15 protein-coding genes are annotated in these 13,440 nt (G+C 29.6%); 5 read left to right on the top strand and 10 right to left on the bottom strand.

Annotation, left to right across the window (positions count from 1 at the left end; genetic code table 11):
- Window positions 1-5: 5 nt before the first annotated feature.
- On the bottom strand, window positions 6-716 hold the full coding sequence (gene purC, locus CPIN18021_RS04110) for a phosphoribosylaminoimidazolesuccinocarboxamide synthase (protein WP_078424472.1): 711 nt from the start codon (window positions 714-716) through the stop codon (window positions 6-8).
- A 2-nt stretch (window positions 717-718) separates the two neighbouring features.
- Window positions 719-1,990, bottom strand: coding sequence for a S41 family peptidase (locus CPIN18021_RS04105; protein WP_226995953.1), 1,272 nt, complete (start codon window positions 1,988-1,990; stop codon window positions 719-721).
- Window positions 1,991-2,221: 231 nt separating this feature from the next.
- Here CPIN18021_RS04105 and CPIN18021_RS04100 point away from each other — a divergent pair, with 231 nt between their 5' ends.
- A complete protein-coding gene (locus CPIN18021_RS04100; RefSeq protein WP_078424471.1) occupies window positions 2,222-4,795 on the top strand; it encodes an ATP-dependent Clp protease ATP-binding subunit in 2,574 nt (857 codons plus the stop codon).
- 30 nt (window positions 4,796-4,825) lie between these two features.
- Here CPIN18021_RS04100 and CPIN18021_RS04095 read toward each other — a convergent pair whose 3' ends face one another.
- Together CPIN18021_RS04095 and CPIN18021_RS04090 are read right to left on the bottom strand one after the other, a co-directional pair.
- On the bottom strand, window positions 4,826-6,097 hold the full coding sequence (locus CPIN18021_RS04095; RefSeq protein ID WP_078423266.1) for a M20/M25/M40 family metallo-hydrolase: 1,272 nt from the start codon (window positions 6,095-6,097) through the stop codon (window positions 4,826-4,828).
- 2 nt (window positions 6,098-6,099) lie between these two features.
- Window positions 6,100-6,360, bottom strand: coding sequence for a heavy-metal-associated domain-containing protein (locus CPIN18021_RS04090; protein ID WP_078423265.1), 261 nt, complete (start codon window positions 6,358-6,360; stop codon window positions 6,100-6,102).
- Between the two features lie 167 nt (window positions 6,361-6,527).
- Between CPIN18021_RS04090 and CPIN18021_RS08890 the strand changes: the two genes are divergently transcribed.
- Window positions 6,528-6,668: a hypothetical protein gene (locus CPIN18021_RS08890; RefSeq protein WP_157888044.1), complete on the top strand. Its 141-nt coding sequence runs from the start codon at window positions 6,528-6,530 to the stop codon at window positions 6,666-6,668.
- 7 nt (window positions 6,669-6,675) lie between these two features.
- On the opposite strand, the gene CPIN18021_RS04085 is transcribed toward CPIN18021_RS08890, so the two are convergent.
- A complete protein-coding gene (locus tag CPIN18021_RS04085; protein WP_078424470.1) occupies window positions 6,676-7,761 on the bottom strand; it encodes a transglutaminase-like domain-containing protein in 1,086 nt (361 codons plus the stop codon).
- 105 nt (window positions 7,762-7,866) lie between these two features.
- Here CPIN18021_RS04085 and CPIN18021_RS09000 point away from each other — a divergent pair, with 105 nt between their 5' ends.
- Genes CPIN18021_RS09000 through CPIN18021_RS04075 form a run of 3 tightly spaced genes read left to right on the top strand, consistent with a single transcriptional unit; the run spans window position 7,867 to window position 9,478 of the window.
- On the top strand, window positions 7,867-8,031 hold the full coding sequence (locus CPIN18021_RS09000; protein WP_180375106.1) for a hypothetical protein: 165 nt from the start codon (window positions 7,867-7,869) through the stop codon (window positions 8,029-8,031).
- 2 nt (window positions 8,032-8,033) lie between these two features.
- Window positions 8,034-8,924: a tRNA 5-methoxyuridine(34)/uridine 5-oxyacetic acid(34) synthase CmoB gene (gene cmoB, locus CPIN18021_RS04080; RefSeq protein WP_078423263.1), complete on the top strand. Its 891-nt coding sequence runs from the start codon at window positions 8,034-8,036 to the stop codon at window positions 8,922-8,924.
- An 11-nt stretch (window positions 8,925-8,935) separates the two neighbouring features.
- The gene (locus tag CPIN18021_RS04075) at window positions 8,936-9,478 is read left to right on the top strand and encodes a PaaI family thioesterase (protein WP_078424469.1); all 543 of its coding nucleotides are present in this window, start codon (window positions 8,936-8,938) and stop codon (window positions 9,476-9,478) included.
- Here the strand turns inward: CPIN18021_RS04075 and CPIN18021_RS04070 are convergent, their stop codons facing one another.
- The 5 genes from CPIN18021_RS04070 to CPIN18021_RS04050 all read right to left on the bottom strand — a co-directional run bounded on the left by CPIN18021_RS04070 (window position 9,479) and on the right by CPIN18021_RS04050 (window position 13,440).
- Window positions 9,479-10,069 carry a DedA family protein gene (locus CPIN18021_RS04070; protein WP_089503409.1) on the bottom strand — a complete coding sequence of 197 codons (591 nt, stop codon included), beginning with the start codon at window positions 10,067-10,069 and terminating at the stop codon, window positions 9,479-9,481.
- 2 nt (window positions 10,070-10,071) lie between these two features.
- Entirely contained in the window at window positions 10,072-10,704 is a 633-nt protein-coding gene (locus CPIN18021_RS04065; RefSeq protein WP_078424468.1) for a LysE family transporter, read from the bottom strand.
- A 52-nt stretch (window positions 10,705-10,756) separates the two neighbouring features.
- Window positions 10,757-11,530, bottom strand: a complete 774-nt coding sequence (locus CPIN18021_RS04060; protein ID WP_078424467.1) for a MetQ/NlpA family ABC transporter substrate-binding protein — start codon at window positions 11,528-11,530, stop codon at window positions 10,757-10,759.
- Window positions 11,531-11,809: 279 nt separating this feature from the next.
- Window positions 11,810-12,484, bottom strand: a complete 675-nt coding sequence (locus CPIN18021_RS04055) for a methionine ABC transporter permease (RefSeq protein WP_069632206.1) — start codon at window positions 12,482-12,484, stop codon at window positions 11,810-11,812.
- A complete protein-coding gene (locus CPIN18021_RS04050) occupies window positions 12,484-13,440 on the bottom strand; it encodes a methionine ABC transporter ATP-binding protein (protein ID WP_078423259.1) in 957 nt (318 codons plus the stop codon). The genes CPIN18021_RS04055 and CPIN18021_RS04050 overlap by 1 nt, the downstream gene beginning before the upstream one ends.

Genomic DNA, 13,440 nt, shown 5'->3' with positions numbered 1-13,440 from the left:
ATACCTTATGATAAAATTCTTCTTAATACTTCTTCATAAGCAACTTTTACCTCACCTATACCTTGTCTAAATCTATCTTTGTCTAATTTTTCATTTGTTGTAGCATCCCAAAAACGGCAACTATCAGGACTAATTTCATCAGCTAATATTATATTTCCATCTTTGTCTATTCCAAACTCAACTTTAAAATCAACAAGTTTTAGATTTCTTTCTTTAAAGAACTTAAATAAAATATCATTAATCTCTCTACCGGTTTTACGTAATACCTCTAAGTCATCTTTGTTTCCAACAAGCTCCATAACAAGACAATGTTCATCATTTACTATAGGGTCATTCAAATCATCATTTTTATAATAAAACTCAACTAAAGTAAAAGGTAAAACCTTACCATCTTCAATACCAAGTCTTTTTGTAAGAGAACCGGTTGCTATATTTCTTACAACAACCTCAAGAGGTATAATTTTACATTTTTTTATAACTTGTTCTGTATCACTAATAGTCTTAACAAGATGCGTTTTTATACCACTATCTTGAAGTAGCTTAAAAATTTGCGTGCTTATTTTATTATTTAAGGCACCCTTTCCTTGTTCGCTACCTTTTTTTTGAGCATTAAATGCTGTTAAATCATCTTTAAACTCTGCTACTAAAAGATTTTCATCATTAGTGCTATATAACTTTTTACCCTTACCCTCATACACAAGTTCTAGTTTTTGCATTGTTAGCCCTTTATATTTGTTTTTAAAACCTTAATAACATCTATCGCGGTCTTTAACTGAATATCATCATTAACTTTTTTCTGAGTTACTATATCTTTATCATTTTCTTTTTCTTTTTTGCCTTTATTGTCATCTTTTTCTTTTTTATTTGATTTGTCATCTGATATTTTTTCAAGTTCTCCTTGAAGATGAGCTTTTAGTTCATTTTCTTTGATCATAAACGCACTGTTGTCATTTTGTGGAACTTTTCCAGGATGAACAACAACATCTGGTATAACACCGACAGCTTGAACTGTTTTGCCACTAGGCAAATAATATCTGGCTATAGTTAATTTAATAGCCTCTTTTTTATCTATAGGTAAAACAACTTGAACGCTACCTTTTCCAAATGTATTTTCTCCGACAACAACAGCTCTTTTGCTATCTTGCAAAGATCCACTAACTATCTCACTTGCACTTGCACTACCACCATTAACTAAAACAGCCAAAGGAAGATTTGTTATAGTAGCACTTTTGCTTGCATTATATTGTGAGTTTTCTTTTTCATCTCTACCTTTTTGAGAAACTATAACACCTTTATCAACAAACAAATCAACAAGACCAACAGCTTGATTTAAAAGTCCACCAGGGTTGTTTCTAAGATCAAGTATAATACCTTCTACATTTTTATGTTTTTTAATTGCATCTTTGGCTTTACTAACCACATTTTTATCAAAATTTGTAACTCTTAAGTATAAAATATTTGAATCTTTTATGATTTTAGTGTATACAGATTCAACCTTTATGATATCTCTTACAATCTTAACATCAAATGGTTTTGGTTCACCTTTCCTAACAATCGTGATATTGATAGGAGTTTTTGGTTCACCTCTCATTTTATTTATAGCTTCATCTATAGTTGTGCCTATAGTAGCATTTCCATCAATTCTTAAAATAATATCTCCAGCTTTTATGCCAGCTTTATCAGCAGGAGTATCCTCTATAGGAGACACAACAGTCAAAGCACCATCTTTCATACTAACCGTTATACCAAGTCCACCAAATTCTCCATTTGTCTGAACTTGCATATCTTTAAATGCTTTTTCATTTAAAAAACTAGAGTGAGCATCAAGATTTTGCATAAGCCCTGCAATAGTTTTATCAATAAGTTCATTAAATTTTATATCATCAACATAGTATTTTTCAACCGTATTTAAAGCTTTGTTTAATTTTGATAGAGCTTGAACCCTATCTTTTGTATCATTCTCTTGTGATTTTGCATTTAAATTTGCCATAAAAAAAACAGAGGCTAACGCCGCAGAAATTAAAAAAAATTTACCTTTTTTCAAAAAAAATCTCCTAATGTTAAATAATTTCATATTTTAGTCTTTTTTCGCTAAAAATAGCATAAATTTAATAAAAAAATAGTTATTTTTTTATATATTAAAAAAAATTATTCAATAAACTTGACATTAAAAGACTAAAGTTATATAATGCTCTTATTAGTAAGATTAAAAGGAGATAATATGGCAAACATAGGAGAACAACTTACATCTTCGATGTCAAATGCTTTAGAAAATGGTGCTAGTTTAGCAATACACTCAAAAAACCAGCAAGTAATGCCTTTGCATATTTTTTGGAGTTTAGTTGTTGATGATACATCGATAATAAATCAGGTTTTTAACAAAGCAAATATAAATAAAGAAGCTATTTTGTTAGAGATAAAATCACAGATTCAAAATCTTCCAACATCATCAAATGTCAGTAAAGAAAATATATCTTTTTCAAAAGATAGCATAAACTCACTTGAAAATGCAAAAGCTTTAATGATAAGTTTAGGTGATAATTTTATAGCTGTTGACACTTGGATAATAGCAAATTTAAACCTTGAACCAATAAAAAGCATAATATCAAAATTTACAGACTTAACTGAAATAAAGAAAAATTTAGAACTCATAAGAGGTAGTAAAAAGATAACAAATCAAACAAGTGATGAAAACTTAAACAATTTAGAAAAATTTGGAATAGATTTAACACAAAAAGCATCAAATGGGGAACTTGACCCAGTTATAGGTAGAGATGAAGAGATAACCAGAATGATGCAAATTTTAATAAGAAAAAGCAAAAATAATCCTATATTGTTAGGAGAGCCTGGAGTTGGCAAAACAGCAATAGTTGAAGGATTGGCTCAAAAAATAATTTCAAAAGATGTTCCAACAAGCTTACAAAATAAACGAGTTATCGCACTTGATATGAGTGCATTGATAGCTGGTGCAAAATATAGAGGTGAGTTTGAAGATAGACTAAAAGCCGTTATAAATGAGGTAAAAAGTGCTGCAAATATCATTTTATTTATAGATGAAATTCACACTATAGTAGGAGCTGGAGCTAGTGAAGGAAGTATGGATGCTGCAAATATATTAAAACCAGCACTTGCAAGAGGAGAACTTCACACAATAGGAGCTACAACATTAAAAGAATATAGAAAATATTTTGAAAAAGATGCGGCTTTACAAAGAAGGTTTCAACCAGTAGATATAAAAGAGCCAACAGTAAATGAGGCTTTGCAAATTTTAAGAGGAATAAAAGAAAAGCTTGAAGTTCATCATAATGTAAATATAACAGATACAGCTTTGGTTGCTGCTGCAAAACTTAGCCACAGATACATATCTGGTAGATTTTTACCAGATAAAGCGATTGATTTGATAGATGAGGCTGCAGCTGAGTTAAAAATGCAAATAGAGAGCGAGCCTTATGAACTTGCAAAAATAAAAAGAGAGATAATAGCTCTTGAGGTTGAAAAAGAAGCTCTAAAAATGGAAGATGAAGAAAAAAACAAAGATCGTTTAGAGCAAATACAAAAAGATATGGAAGACCTAAAAGAGCAAAAAAGCGGTCTTGAGCTTAAATTTGAAAATGAAAAATCAGTTTTTGATGGAATTTCAAATGCAAAAAAACAGATAGATATGCTCAAAAACGAAGCAGAAAACGCAAGAAGAAATGGCGATTTTAATAAAGCGGCTGAGATAGAATATGGAAAAATTTTAGAAGTAAGCAAAAGTCAAAAAGAGCTTGAAGAAAAATGGGAAAATATGAAAAAATCAGGTGTTTTGCTAAAAAATCAAGTTGATGAAGAACTTGTTGCCGGAATTTTGAGCAAATGGACTGGAATTTCTGTATCAAAAATGCTAACAAGCGAAAAAGCAAAATATATGAAGATACAAGAGTATCTAAAACAAAATGTTGTTGGTCAAGATGACGCCTTAAATGCACTTGCAAGAGCCATCAAAAGAAACAAAGCTGGGCTTAGTAGCGACAAAAAACCTATAGGCTCATTTTTATTTTTAGGTCCTACGGGTGTTGGAAAAACACAATCAGCAAAAGCTTTAGCTAAGTTTTTGTTTGATGATGAAAGATCTTTGATAAGATTTGATATGAGCGAGTATATGGAAAAACATAGTGTTTCAAGACTTCTTGGTGCACCTCCTGGATATGTAGGATATGAAGAAGGTGGGCAACTAACTGAGGCCGTAAGGAGAAAACCTTATAGCGTGTTGTTGTTTGATGAGATAGAAAAAGCGCATAAAGATGTCTTTAATATCTTGCTTGGTATATTAGATGATGGAAGAGCTACTGATAACAAAGGTGTTACAGTTGATTTTAAAAATACAATCATAATACTAACATCAAACATAGCTTCAAATTTTATAATGGAACTTGAAGGCGAAGAGCGAAATAACTCTGTAAAAAATGAGCTTAAAAATTATTTTAAACCAGAGTTTATAAACCGTCTTGATGAGATAATTATTTTTAATCCTTTAAGTGAAGATGGCCTTGTTCAAATTGTTGATATAATGTTTGAAGAGATAAAAGAGATTTTAAACAATCGTGGAATAAAGGCTAGTATCAGCTTAGAAGCAAAAAAACTAATAGCAAGTGCCGGTTTTGATATAAATTATGGAGCAAGACCTTTAAGAAGAGCTTTGTATGAACTTGTGGAAGATAAGTTAGCTGATATGATACTAAATGATGAAATTTCAAATGATGACACGATAGAGATACAAGCACAAGACAACGATATAAAAATCGTAAAGATATAAAATAAGGTAGCTAATGCTACCTTATAAATATTATTGATATTTTCTTACTATATTATTAACAACTTTAGTTATTATCTCAACAGAAGCTAATTCTACTTTTTCATTAGTAGAATGTGGGGAGTGTATATTTGGACCTATTGAACAAACTGTTAGATTTTTTTGACCATCTTTTAAGATTCCACATTCAAGTCCAGCATGAATTGCAGTAATCTTTGCTTCAGGACGAAAAACTTGAAGTTGTTTTAAAATATCGTTCGCAAAATCAGTAATCTCTGGCTTCCAAGCAACAGATCTATCTTTCACAACAACATCAAATCCAAGAACTTTAGCCAACTCCGTGGTTTCAAATTCTAATTCTCTCAAACCTTTTTCATCCATAGATCTTGCAAAAAATGTCAAAACAACCTTGCCATCTTTTATATTTACAAGAGATAAATTTATACTATTTAAAACTATATTTATATTTGCATCATAGCTTCTTACGCCTTGAGAAAATGAGTTAATAAAGGCTAACACTATATCACCATTAGCCATAACTTCCTTTGAGCTATCAATCTTTTTCACACTTATAAACTCATTATTGCTTACTAGTTCTTTTTCAGATACAACTACAGCTTTTGCTTTTGTAGGTATAGAGTTACTTCTTTCTCCACCATCAATACTTACCAGCTTGCAATCATTTTCTTTTAAAAATCTAGTTAAAACTTTTATGGCATTTGATATATTTTTATGAATTTCAATACCAGAGTGACCACCACAAAGTCTACTAACAGTAACTTCATAGGTATTTTTAATACTTGTTATTTGCATTTTTGAATCAATACTTGCAAACAAATCAAGACCACCAGCACAACCTACAATAACCTCATTATCATCTTCACTATCTAAATTTAAAAGATATTTTGAAACAATTTCGCCTTTAAAATTAGTTGCTCCTATCATTCCAACCTCTTCATCATTTGTAAAAAGGCATTCAATATTTTCAAAATTTGAAATAGCGTTCATCATTATGGCTACACCAATACCATTATCAGCACCTAGTGATGAATTTTTGGCCATCATATAGCCATTATCCACAACAAGTTCTAAATTTGGGGCCTCTCCTATACACACCATATCATAATGAGCCTGCAAACAAAGCTTAGGTTTACCTTTAATGGCGTGTATGGTTCCAAACTCATCCATAACTGTTTTGCAACCATTTTTGTTACAAAAATCAACCAAAAACTCGGACATCTTTTGAGTTTCAAAACTACAATGAGGAATAGAACAAATTTGTTTAAAATAATCCATAACTTCCATTTTTACTCCTTTACAATAATACCTGGATATTTTATTTTTTCTATAGCTTTTAAAAGTTTATTTTCATCAACACTATCATTAGCTACAACATAAGCTTTTTTAGATACTAATTTAGCTTTCACTTTTTTAACACCATCGACCTTTAAAAGCTCTTTTCTAACTAAAACAGTGCAAAGAGGACAATGCATAGCCTCAACCAATATAACAATATCTTTTGCAAAGATATTTACACTCAATAAAAATAATAATAAAATTTTACTCATATAAAAATCCTAAAATTTCTGGATAAAAAAGCAATAATAAAAATAATAATAAAACAATTAAATAATTTAAAATATTTTTTTTACTATAAGTAGTAACCGAGCAAAAGCTTTTTTTACCATTCAAATATAAAAAACTCCATAAAATAAATAACAACAAAGATATTATTGTGAAAAATACTCTATATTCTGTTAAAAAATCCAAATTTGAGAAAAAAGAAAAAGATACACCAAATACTAAAATCAACAAGGCTGGTAAGCAACACAAGGTCGCTAAAATACCAGTCCCTATTGAAAAAAATAGCAGATAAAATCTTTTCAAATCAAAATCTCTTGAGATGTGTATTGATATGAAAAATCTTTTGACGAATAATAATCAACAACATTACCTTCAAGCTCAGCATATGGATAGCCAAAGTTATTTATAGGATACTGTTCTGGTTGTGGTTTTAAGATAAAATCGCGACCATAGTTAAAACCTATCCAGCACATTTCCCAATTTCCAAATAAATAATCTCTTATTTGACCAATTCTTGCATCGTTATTGTCTAGCTTTTCACCTAATCTAACCTTTGTAACATCGGCAGGATCAACAGGAATCCAACCATAACCTTTTAAATAAAACTCTGCACGACAATGCTGTGCTCCAGTAATATCGGCAAATCCATTTTTATCAGCCTTACCCATTTGATTTGATGTTTTAGATTGCCCTACTCTTATACCAAAAAACTCACGAGCAGGAATCCCAACAGCTCTACACAATCCAACAAAAACAGAGTTTATATCGGTGCATTTACCAACTAATTTTCCTGTTTCAAGTATAGCTTTTATATCTCCACGACCGCAACCTATGACACTATTATCTCTTTGCATTGTATTTGCGACCCATGTATATATAGCTTTTGCTTTTTCTAAATCGCCTTTTATGTTACCAACTATCTGTTTTGCTTTTTCAAGCACAACACCATCTACTGGAATTTGTGTGGTTGGTTTTAAAAATTTTTCAATCTCAGGAGATAACTTTTCATTTTCATTAAAATTAACCTTAGAAAAATCAGTATTTCTATCCTGTGTTTGAACACTAAAACTAATATCTAGATTAAAGTTTTTATCTTTATCATCAAATTTAGCATATAGTGTTGGAATTTCAAAATCAGACATATAATATTCTTTAGAATTTGTCTTTATGTCATACAAACCAGTAAGTTGTTGATAATCTGTATTTGTAATAAGTGGAACCCAAAGCCTTTGATCTATAGACTTCTCTTTAATAGAATGCTTTAAATTTATATTAAAAGTTCTATTTTGTTTTGATTTTATATCGCTTTTTGCTGTAGCAACACTTGAAATAGCACAAGTAGCACCTAATATACCGCCGAATTTAAAAAAATCACGTCTTTTCATTGACATTTGCCTTAAATAATACATTAGCTAAAACTTAGCTCTAAAATAGCACTCATTGTATATTAAAAAATATAAATTTTAGCTTTTTATGATAAAATTAACACCATGAAAAGCGCGATATTATTTATATTTATGATTTTGTTTTTTAATGGTTGTGTGTTCTTTAATGCAAGAGGAGTTTCTACCAATTATTATAATGATTGCAAAGAGTATTATGATGCAACAGGAACATATAAAAAAGAGTGTCCGCATAATATAATAGATTGGTGAAAATGGATTTAGAAAAGATAAGAAATTTAAAGCAAAAAGAGCTATTCTCTGAAAGAAACTCAGATATTTTGGAAAAAATAGATAGTTTGGATTTTCAATGCTTATGTGAGTTTGATGATAAAGTAAAAATAAAATTTGATGACTCAAAAGATAAAAATATAATTGAAAAAATAGCAAAAGGGTTAAAACCTTGGAGAAAAGGTCCTTTTGAAATAAATAATATATTTATAGACACAGAATGGCAAAGTTTTATTAAATTTAATATATTAAAACCGCATCTTAATCTAAAAGATAAATTAGTTGCTGATGTAGGTTGTAATAATGGCTATTATATGTTTAGAATGCTTGATTTTAAACCTAAAAAAATAGTTGGTTTTGATCCAAGTATACATACAGCAATGCAGTTTAAATTTCTAAATAAACTAATAAAAAGCGATATTATAAGCTATGAACTTTTGGGTGTTGAGCATTTGCCATATTTTGAGCATAAATTTGATACTATATTTTGTCTTGGAGTTATATACCACAGAAGCGATCCAATAAAAATGCTAAAAGAACTCAAACAATCACTCAATAAAAATGGAGAGGTATTTTTGGATACTATGTATATAGACATGCAAGGCGATTTTGTGTTATCACCTAAAACAACATACTCAAAAATACCGAATATTTACTTTGTTCCAAGCTTGCAAGCTTTACAAAATTGGTGCGAAAGAGCTAAATTTAAAGATTTTGAAATTTTAGCAACAAAAGAAACAGACACCAACGAACAAAGAAAAACAGAGTGGATAAATGGAGAAAGTTTAGAAAATTTCTTAGATCCAAATGACAACTCAAAAACTATAGAGGGTTACCCAGCCCCAAAAAGAGTATATATTAAAATTAAAATTTAAAAGGTAATACAATGTCTGATGAAAATATATTTGAAAATAACTCAGATGGAATTATACTCCCTGAAGAAGAAAACCCATTTAGAAATGAACTAAAAACATCAAGCGCAATAAAACTAAATCTCTCAGGAGTTGTTACAGAATTAAAAAAAAGCTATGCAAAAACAAAGCTTTTTACAATAGAAGAGATGGTTAGCGATAATGAAGGATTGATACATAGCGGTTTTGTTTTTTCAGCAGCAAATTATGCAGCACTAACTTCAATAAATGAAGAATATTGTGTAAGCATAAGTGCTAGAATAAATTTCTTTGGCCCAGTAAGACTTGGCGATATAGTTGAGTTTGAGGCTCAGGCATATTTTGATGAATCAAGAAAAAGAGATGTAAGAGTAACTGGAAAAGTAAGAGAAATTAAGGTATTTGAAGGAACATTTCAAGCAGTTGTTTTAGAAGAGCATGTATTTTTAGCACAACAAAAAAATATACAAAAAGAGGGAGCCATAAGAAGAGCGAAGGAAAAAGAACAGGAAAAAGAACAGGAAAAAGAAAAAAATTAATTATTTTTTTCTTATCTTTGCAATATAAACCAAACTTATAATCAAAACAACGCTAAAAAGAACAAAACTAACTATATACATATACTCTTTTGATGGATTTGAGCCAAAAAAATATCCCAACATCAAAAGAATAAATACCCAAATTCCAGCACCCAGCGTTGTATATAGTGAAAATTTAAATATATTCATTTTAGCAAAACCAGCAGGCAAACTAATGTATTGTCTAATGCCAGGAAGCAATCTTGAATTAAAAGTAGAAATTTCTCCGTGTTTATTAAAAAAATCTTGAAATTTATCTAATTTATTTTGGTTCAAACCAATATAGCCAGCATACTTATAAATCAATCTTCTTCCAAAAAAATAACATAAATAATAGTTAAATAATGCCCCGAGCAACGAACCAGTAGTTCCTACCAAAAAAGAAGCGCAAAAATTAATCTCATTTTTACCAGCTAAATATCCAGCTGGTATCATAACAATTTCACTAGGAAACGGAAAAAATGAACTTTCCAAAAACATAAGAAAAAATATACCAAAATAACCCCAATCCCTTACTTGATTTACTATAAAATTTACAATATCAATAAACAAAATTAAATCCTAACTAAAACTTCATAAATAATAGAAACAGCAAATATCATAAAAATCAAAGCACAAAATGTATCTATAATCTTATGCTTTTTAAAAAACATATCCCTAAAACTATGTTTTGAAAATAATCTAGCAAGTACTATAAAAAATAAAGTAGTTTCAAAACTTATAATCAAAAAGACTATAATTAAACTTGTGCTGGATTTAAAATTATCCATAAAAGAAGAAAAAATACTAGAAAAATACAAAATAACTTTTGGGTTTGTTATATTTGTAAAAAATCCTTTTTTGTAAAAATAAAATAGACTATAATGATTTGATAAATTTTGTGATGTAAAATCAATTTTAACTATCATTGATTTTAAAATAGAAAAAGATATATAAAAAAGATAAAAAGCACCACAAATCATAATTAATATCTGAAAAAATGGGTAGATATCAAAAATCGTTTTTAGACCAACTAAACTTAAAATACTCCATAAAATAGCACCTGTCCCAACACCTAAAGAGACAAATAAGCTTTGTTTATAACCATGAGCTAAAGCAGTTCTTGTAACAATAAAAAAATCAGGACCAGGCATAAGTAAAGCCATAAAATGAACTATAATCAAAGTAATAAATGGATAAATAATCATAATTGCCCTAGGATATATTTAGGTGGATGAAACTCATCACACCTAATAAAAATTAAAAAGCTGGTAAAACAGCACCTTGATATTTTTCTATGATAAATTTCTTAACATCTTCTGATGTTACAGCATCGTTAAGAGCCTTTATCTTTTTATCATTTTCGTGACCCTCTTTTACAACTATATAGTTTACATAAGGGCTATCTTTATCTTCAAGCAAAATAGAATCTTTTAGTGGATTTAAATTTGCACTTAGCGCATAGTTTGTATTTATAGCTGTTAAAGTAATATCATCTAAAGAACGAGGAATTTGAGCAGCTTCTATCTCAACAAAATTTAAATTTTTGGGATTTTCTATTATATCTATTAAAGTTTTTAAAGGTTCATCATTTAGCTTTATAAGCCCCGCCTTTGCTAAGATATTAAGAGCGCGATCTTCATTTGTTGGATCATTTGGTATAGCAACACTATCTCCATCTTTTAGCTCATCAAGACTTTTTACTTTTTTAGAATAAATTCCAAGTGGCTCTATATGAACAGCTACAGTTGTAACAAGATGAGTGCCTTTATTTTTATTAAACTCTGTTAGATAAGGTATGTGCTGAAAATAATTAGCATCCAAATCCTCATCTTCAAGAGCTAAATTTGGCAAACTATAATCAAAGAATTCTTTTATTTCTAAATCATAACCAGATTTTTTTAAAACAGGTTTTACAGCTTCTAAAATTTCAGCATGAGGAACAGAAGTAGCTCCGATTATTATTTTTTCATCAGCATTAGCAAACAAAGATAAGCCTAAAGCAACCAAAGAAGATATAAGTATTTTTTTCATTTTTTATCCTTTTTTATATATTTATATAAACCAAACACATAAAAAGGATAAAGAGTCATATGTATATAATATAACAGAATTTCTTTTTAAGTGTTTAGCAAAACGACTAAGCACTTAAAAAGAAATTCGCACCTAGTCTTTTAGTCTAACGACAACTCAATCTTAAAGCTATACATTTCGCACATATCTGTTTTCATGTCTTAACCTTTATTTTAATAAAATAATCTTTCAATTTTAAGAAAAAAATATTTAAAAAAAGATAAAAGTAGTAATATATTACTACTTTTTTGTAATTTTGTATAAAAAATCTCCTATGATTTGAAAGATATGAACCATTATCACAAGAATAACAACAGTATAAAGCATAATATCTGGTCTAAATCTTTGATAACCATAGTTTATAGCAACAGCACCAAGACCGCCGCCGCCAACAGCACCAGCCATAGCAGAAAAACCTATATTTACTATAAGCGTTAGTGTCAAAGCTGAGATTATACTAGGTAGTGATTCAACTAGCATTATTCTAAAAATTATTTGAAATTTTGAAGCACCAAAACTCTTTGCCGCCTCTATAATGCCGTTATCAACCTCTTTAAAGGCACTTTCAATCAGTCTAGCAACAAATGGTGCTGCACCTATTGTAAGCGGGACTATAGTTGCAGTAGTTCCTATACTAGTGCCAACTATCATTCTAGTGATAGGTATTAAGACTATTATTAAAATAATAAAAGGAAAACTTCTTAGTGTATTTATCAAAGCATCTAGAATAAAATACAATTTAGGATTTGGTTTTAGTCCATCTTTACTTGATATTATAAGCAATACAGCTGGAATTAAGCCTATTGCAAATGCAAGTATAGTTGAAACAAGGCTCATATAAAGTGTTTCATTTATAGCTGGGAGTAAAATTTTGACAAATATATCAGGAAATTTTGAAAAATCTATACCAAACATTAAGCTACCTCCCATAAAACACCACTTTTTGATATATAATCAATAACTTGGTCTTTATCGCTTTCTTTTATATTTATAACCAAACTACCAAGAACATTTTCGTTTAGTTTTTCAAGCTTTCCCCAAACTATATTAAAATCAATATCAAGAGTTCTTGCCATATTTGTAATCAAACTACTTTGAGCAACCTCTTTTGGGAAAAACAACCTTATATTTACACCACTTTCTGGAAGTATCTCCTCTTCACCTAAAAACTCTTTCATTTTAGCATCAGGTTTTAAGAAAAGCTCCTCTATAAGACCTGAGCCGATAATTTTTCCATGTTCAAGCAGTATCGCCCTACTCGCTATGCTTTTCACAACTTCCATTTCATGAGTAACCAAAACAATACTTATACCTAGCTCTAAATTTATCTTTTTCAAAAGCTCTAAAATAGATTTTGTTGTATTTGGGTCAAGTGCCGATGTAGCTTCATCGCTAAGCAAAACCTTTGGATTTAACGCCAAAGCTCTAGCTATAGCAACACGCTGTTTTTGACCACCGCTTAAAGAATTTGGAAAAGCATTCTTTTTGTTTTCAAGCCCAACAAGACTTAAAAGCTCATTTACTTTTGAGTTTATATAATCATCCTTATATCCCCAAAATCTAAGTGGGGTTGCAACATTTTCAAAAACATTTTTACGGCTCATCAAAGCAAAATGCTGAAATATCATACCGACATCTTTTCTAAAATGTCTAAGCTCTTCTTGGTTTAATTGTTTAATCTCTTTATCAAAAACTTTCAAACTTCCATCAGCATAATCTTCAAGACCATTAATACAACGCAAGAGAGTTGATTTACCAGCCCCACTATGACCTACTATCGCAAAAATTTCACCTTTTTTGACATCAAAAGAGACATCATCTATAATTAAAGTCTTACCATAATATTTTTTTAAATTATTGATTTTTATCAA

This window comes from Campylobacter pinnipediorum subsp. caledonicus (assembly GCF_002022005.1).
Lineage (GTDB): Bacteria > Campylobacterota > Campylobacteria > Campylobacterales > Campylobacteraceae > Campylobacter_A > Campylobacter_A caledonicus.
The sequence above is the reverse complement of the archived record's forward strand: the minus strand, read 5'-3'. Positions and strand labels throughout refer to the sequence as shown.

What these genes read in the sequence shown, in the direction of transcription:
- purC (WP_078424472.1), bottom strand. Translation starts at nt 716, where the DNA reads ATGCAAAAACTAGAACTTGTGTATGAGGGTAAGGGTAAAAAGTTATAT.
- CPIN18021_RS04105 (WP_226995953.1), bottom strand. Translation starts at nt 1,990, where the DNA reads ATGGCAAATTTAAATGCAAAATCACAAGAGAATGATACAAAAGATAGG.
- CPIN18021_RS04100 (WP_078424471.1), top strand. Translation starts at nt 2,222, where the DNA reads ATGGCAAACATAGGAGAACAACTTACATCTTCGATGTCAAATGCTTTA.
- CPIN18021_RS04095 (WP_078423266.1), bottom strand. Translation starts at nt 6,097, where the DNA reads ATGGAAGTTATGGATTATTTTAAACAAATTTGTTCTATTCCTCATTGT.
- CPIN18021_RS04090 (WP_078423265.1), bottom strand. Translation starts at nt 6,360, where the DNA reads ATGAGTAAAATTTTATTATTATTTTTATTGAGTGTAAATATCTTTGCA.
- CPIN18021_RS04085 (WP_078424470.1), bottom strand. Translation starts at nt 7,761, where the DNA reads ATGAAAAGACGTGATTTTTTTAAATTCGGCGGTATATTAGGTGCTACT.
- CPIN18021_RS09000 (WP_180375106.1), top strand. Translation starts at nt 7,867, where the DNA reads ATGAAAAGCGCGATATTATTTATATTTATGATTTTGTTTTTTAATGGT.
- cmoB (WP_078423263.1), top strand. Translation starts at nt 8,034, where the DNA reads ATGGATTTAGAAAAGATAAGAAATTTAAAGCAAAAAGAGCTATTCTCT.
- CPIN18021_RS04075 (WP_078424469.1), top strand. Translation starts at nt 8,936, where the DNA reads ATGTCTGATGAAAATATATTTGAAAATAACTCAGATGGAATTATACTC.
- CPIN18021_RS04065 (WP_078424468.1), bottom strand. Translation starts at nt 10,704, where the DNA reads ATGATTATTTATCCATTTATTACTTTGATTATAGTTCATTTTATGGCT.
- CPIN18021_RS04060 (WP_078424467.1), bottom strand. Translation starts at nt 11,530, where the DNA reads ATGAAAAAAATACTTATATCTTCTTTGGTTGCTTTAGGCTTATCTTTG.
- CPIN18021_RS04055 (WP_069632206.1), bottom strand. Translation starts at nt 12,484, where the DNA reads ATGTTTGGTATAGATTTTTCAAAATTTCCTGATATATTTGTCAAAATT.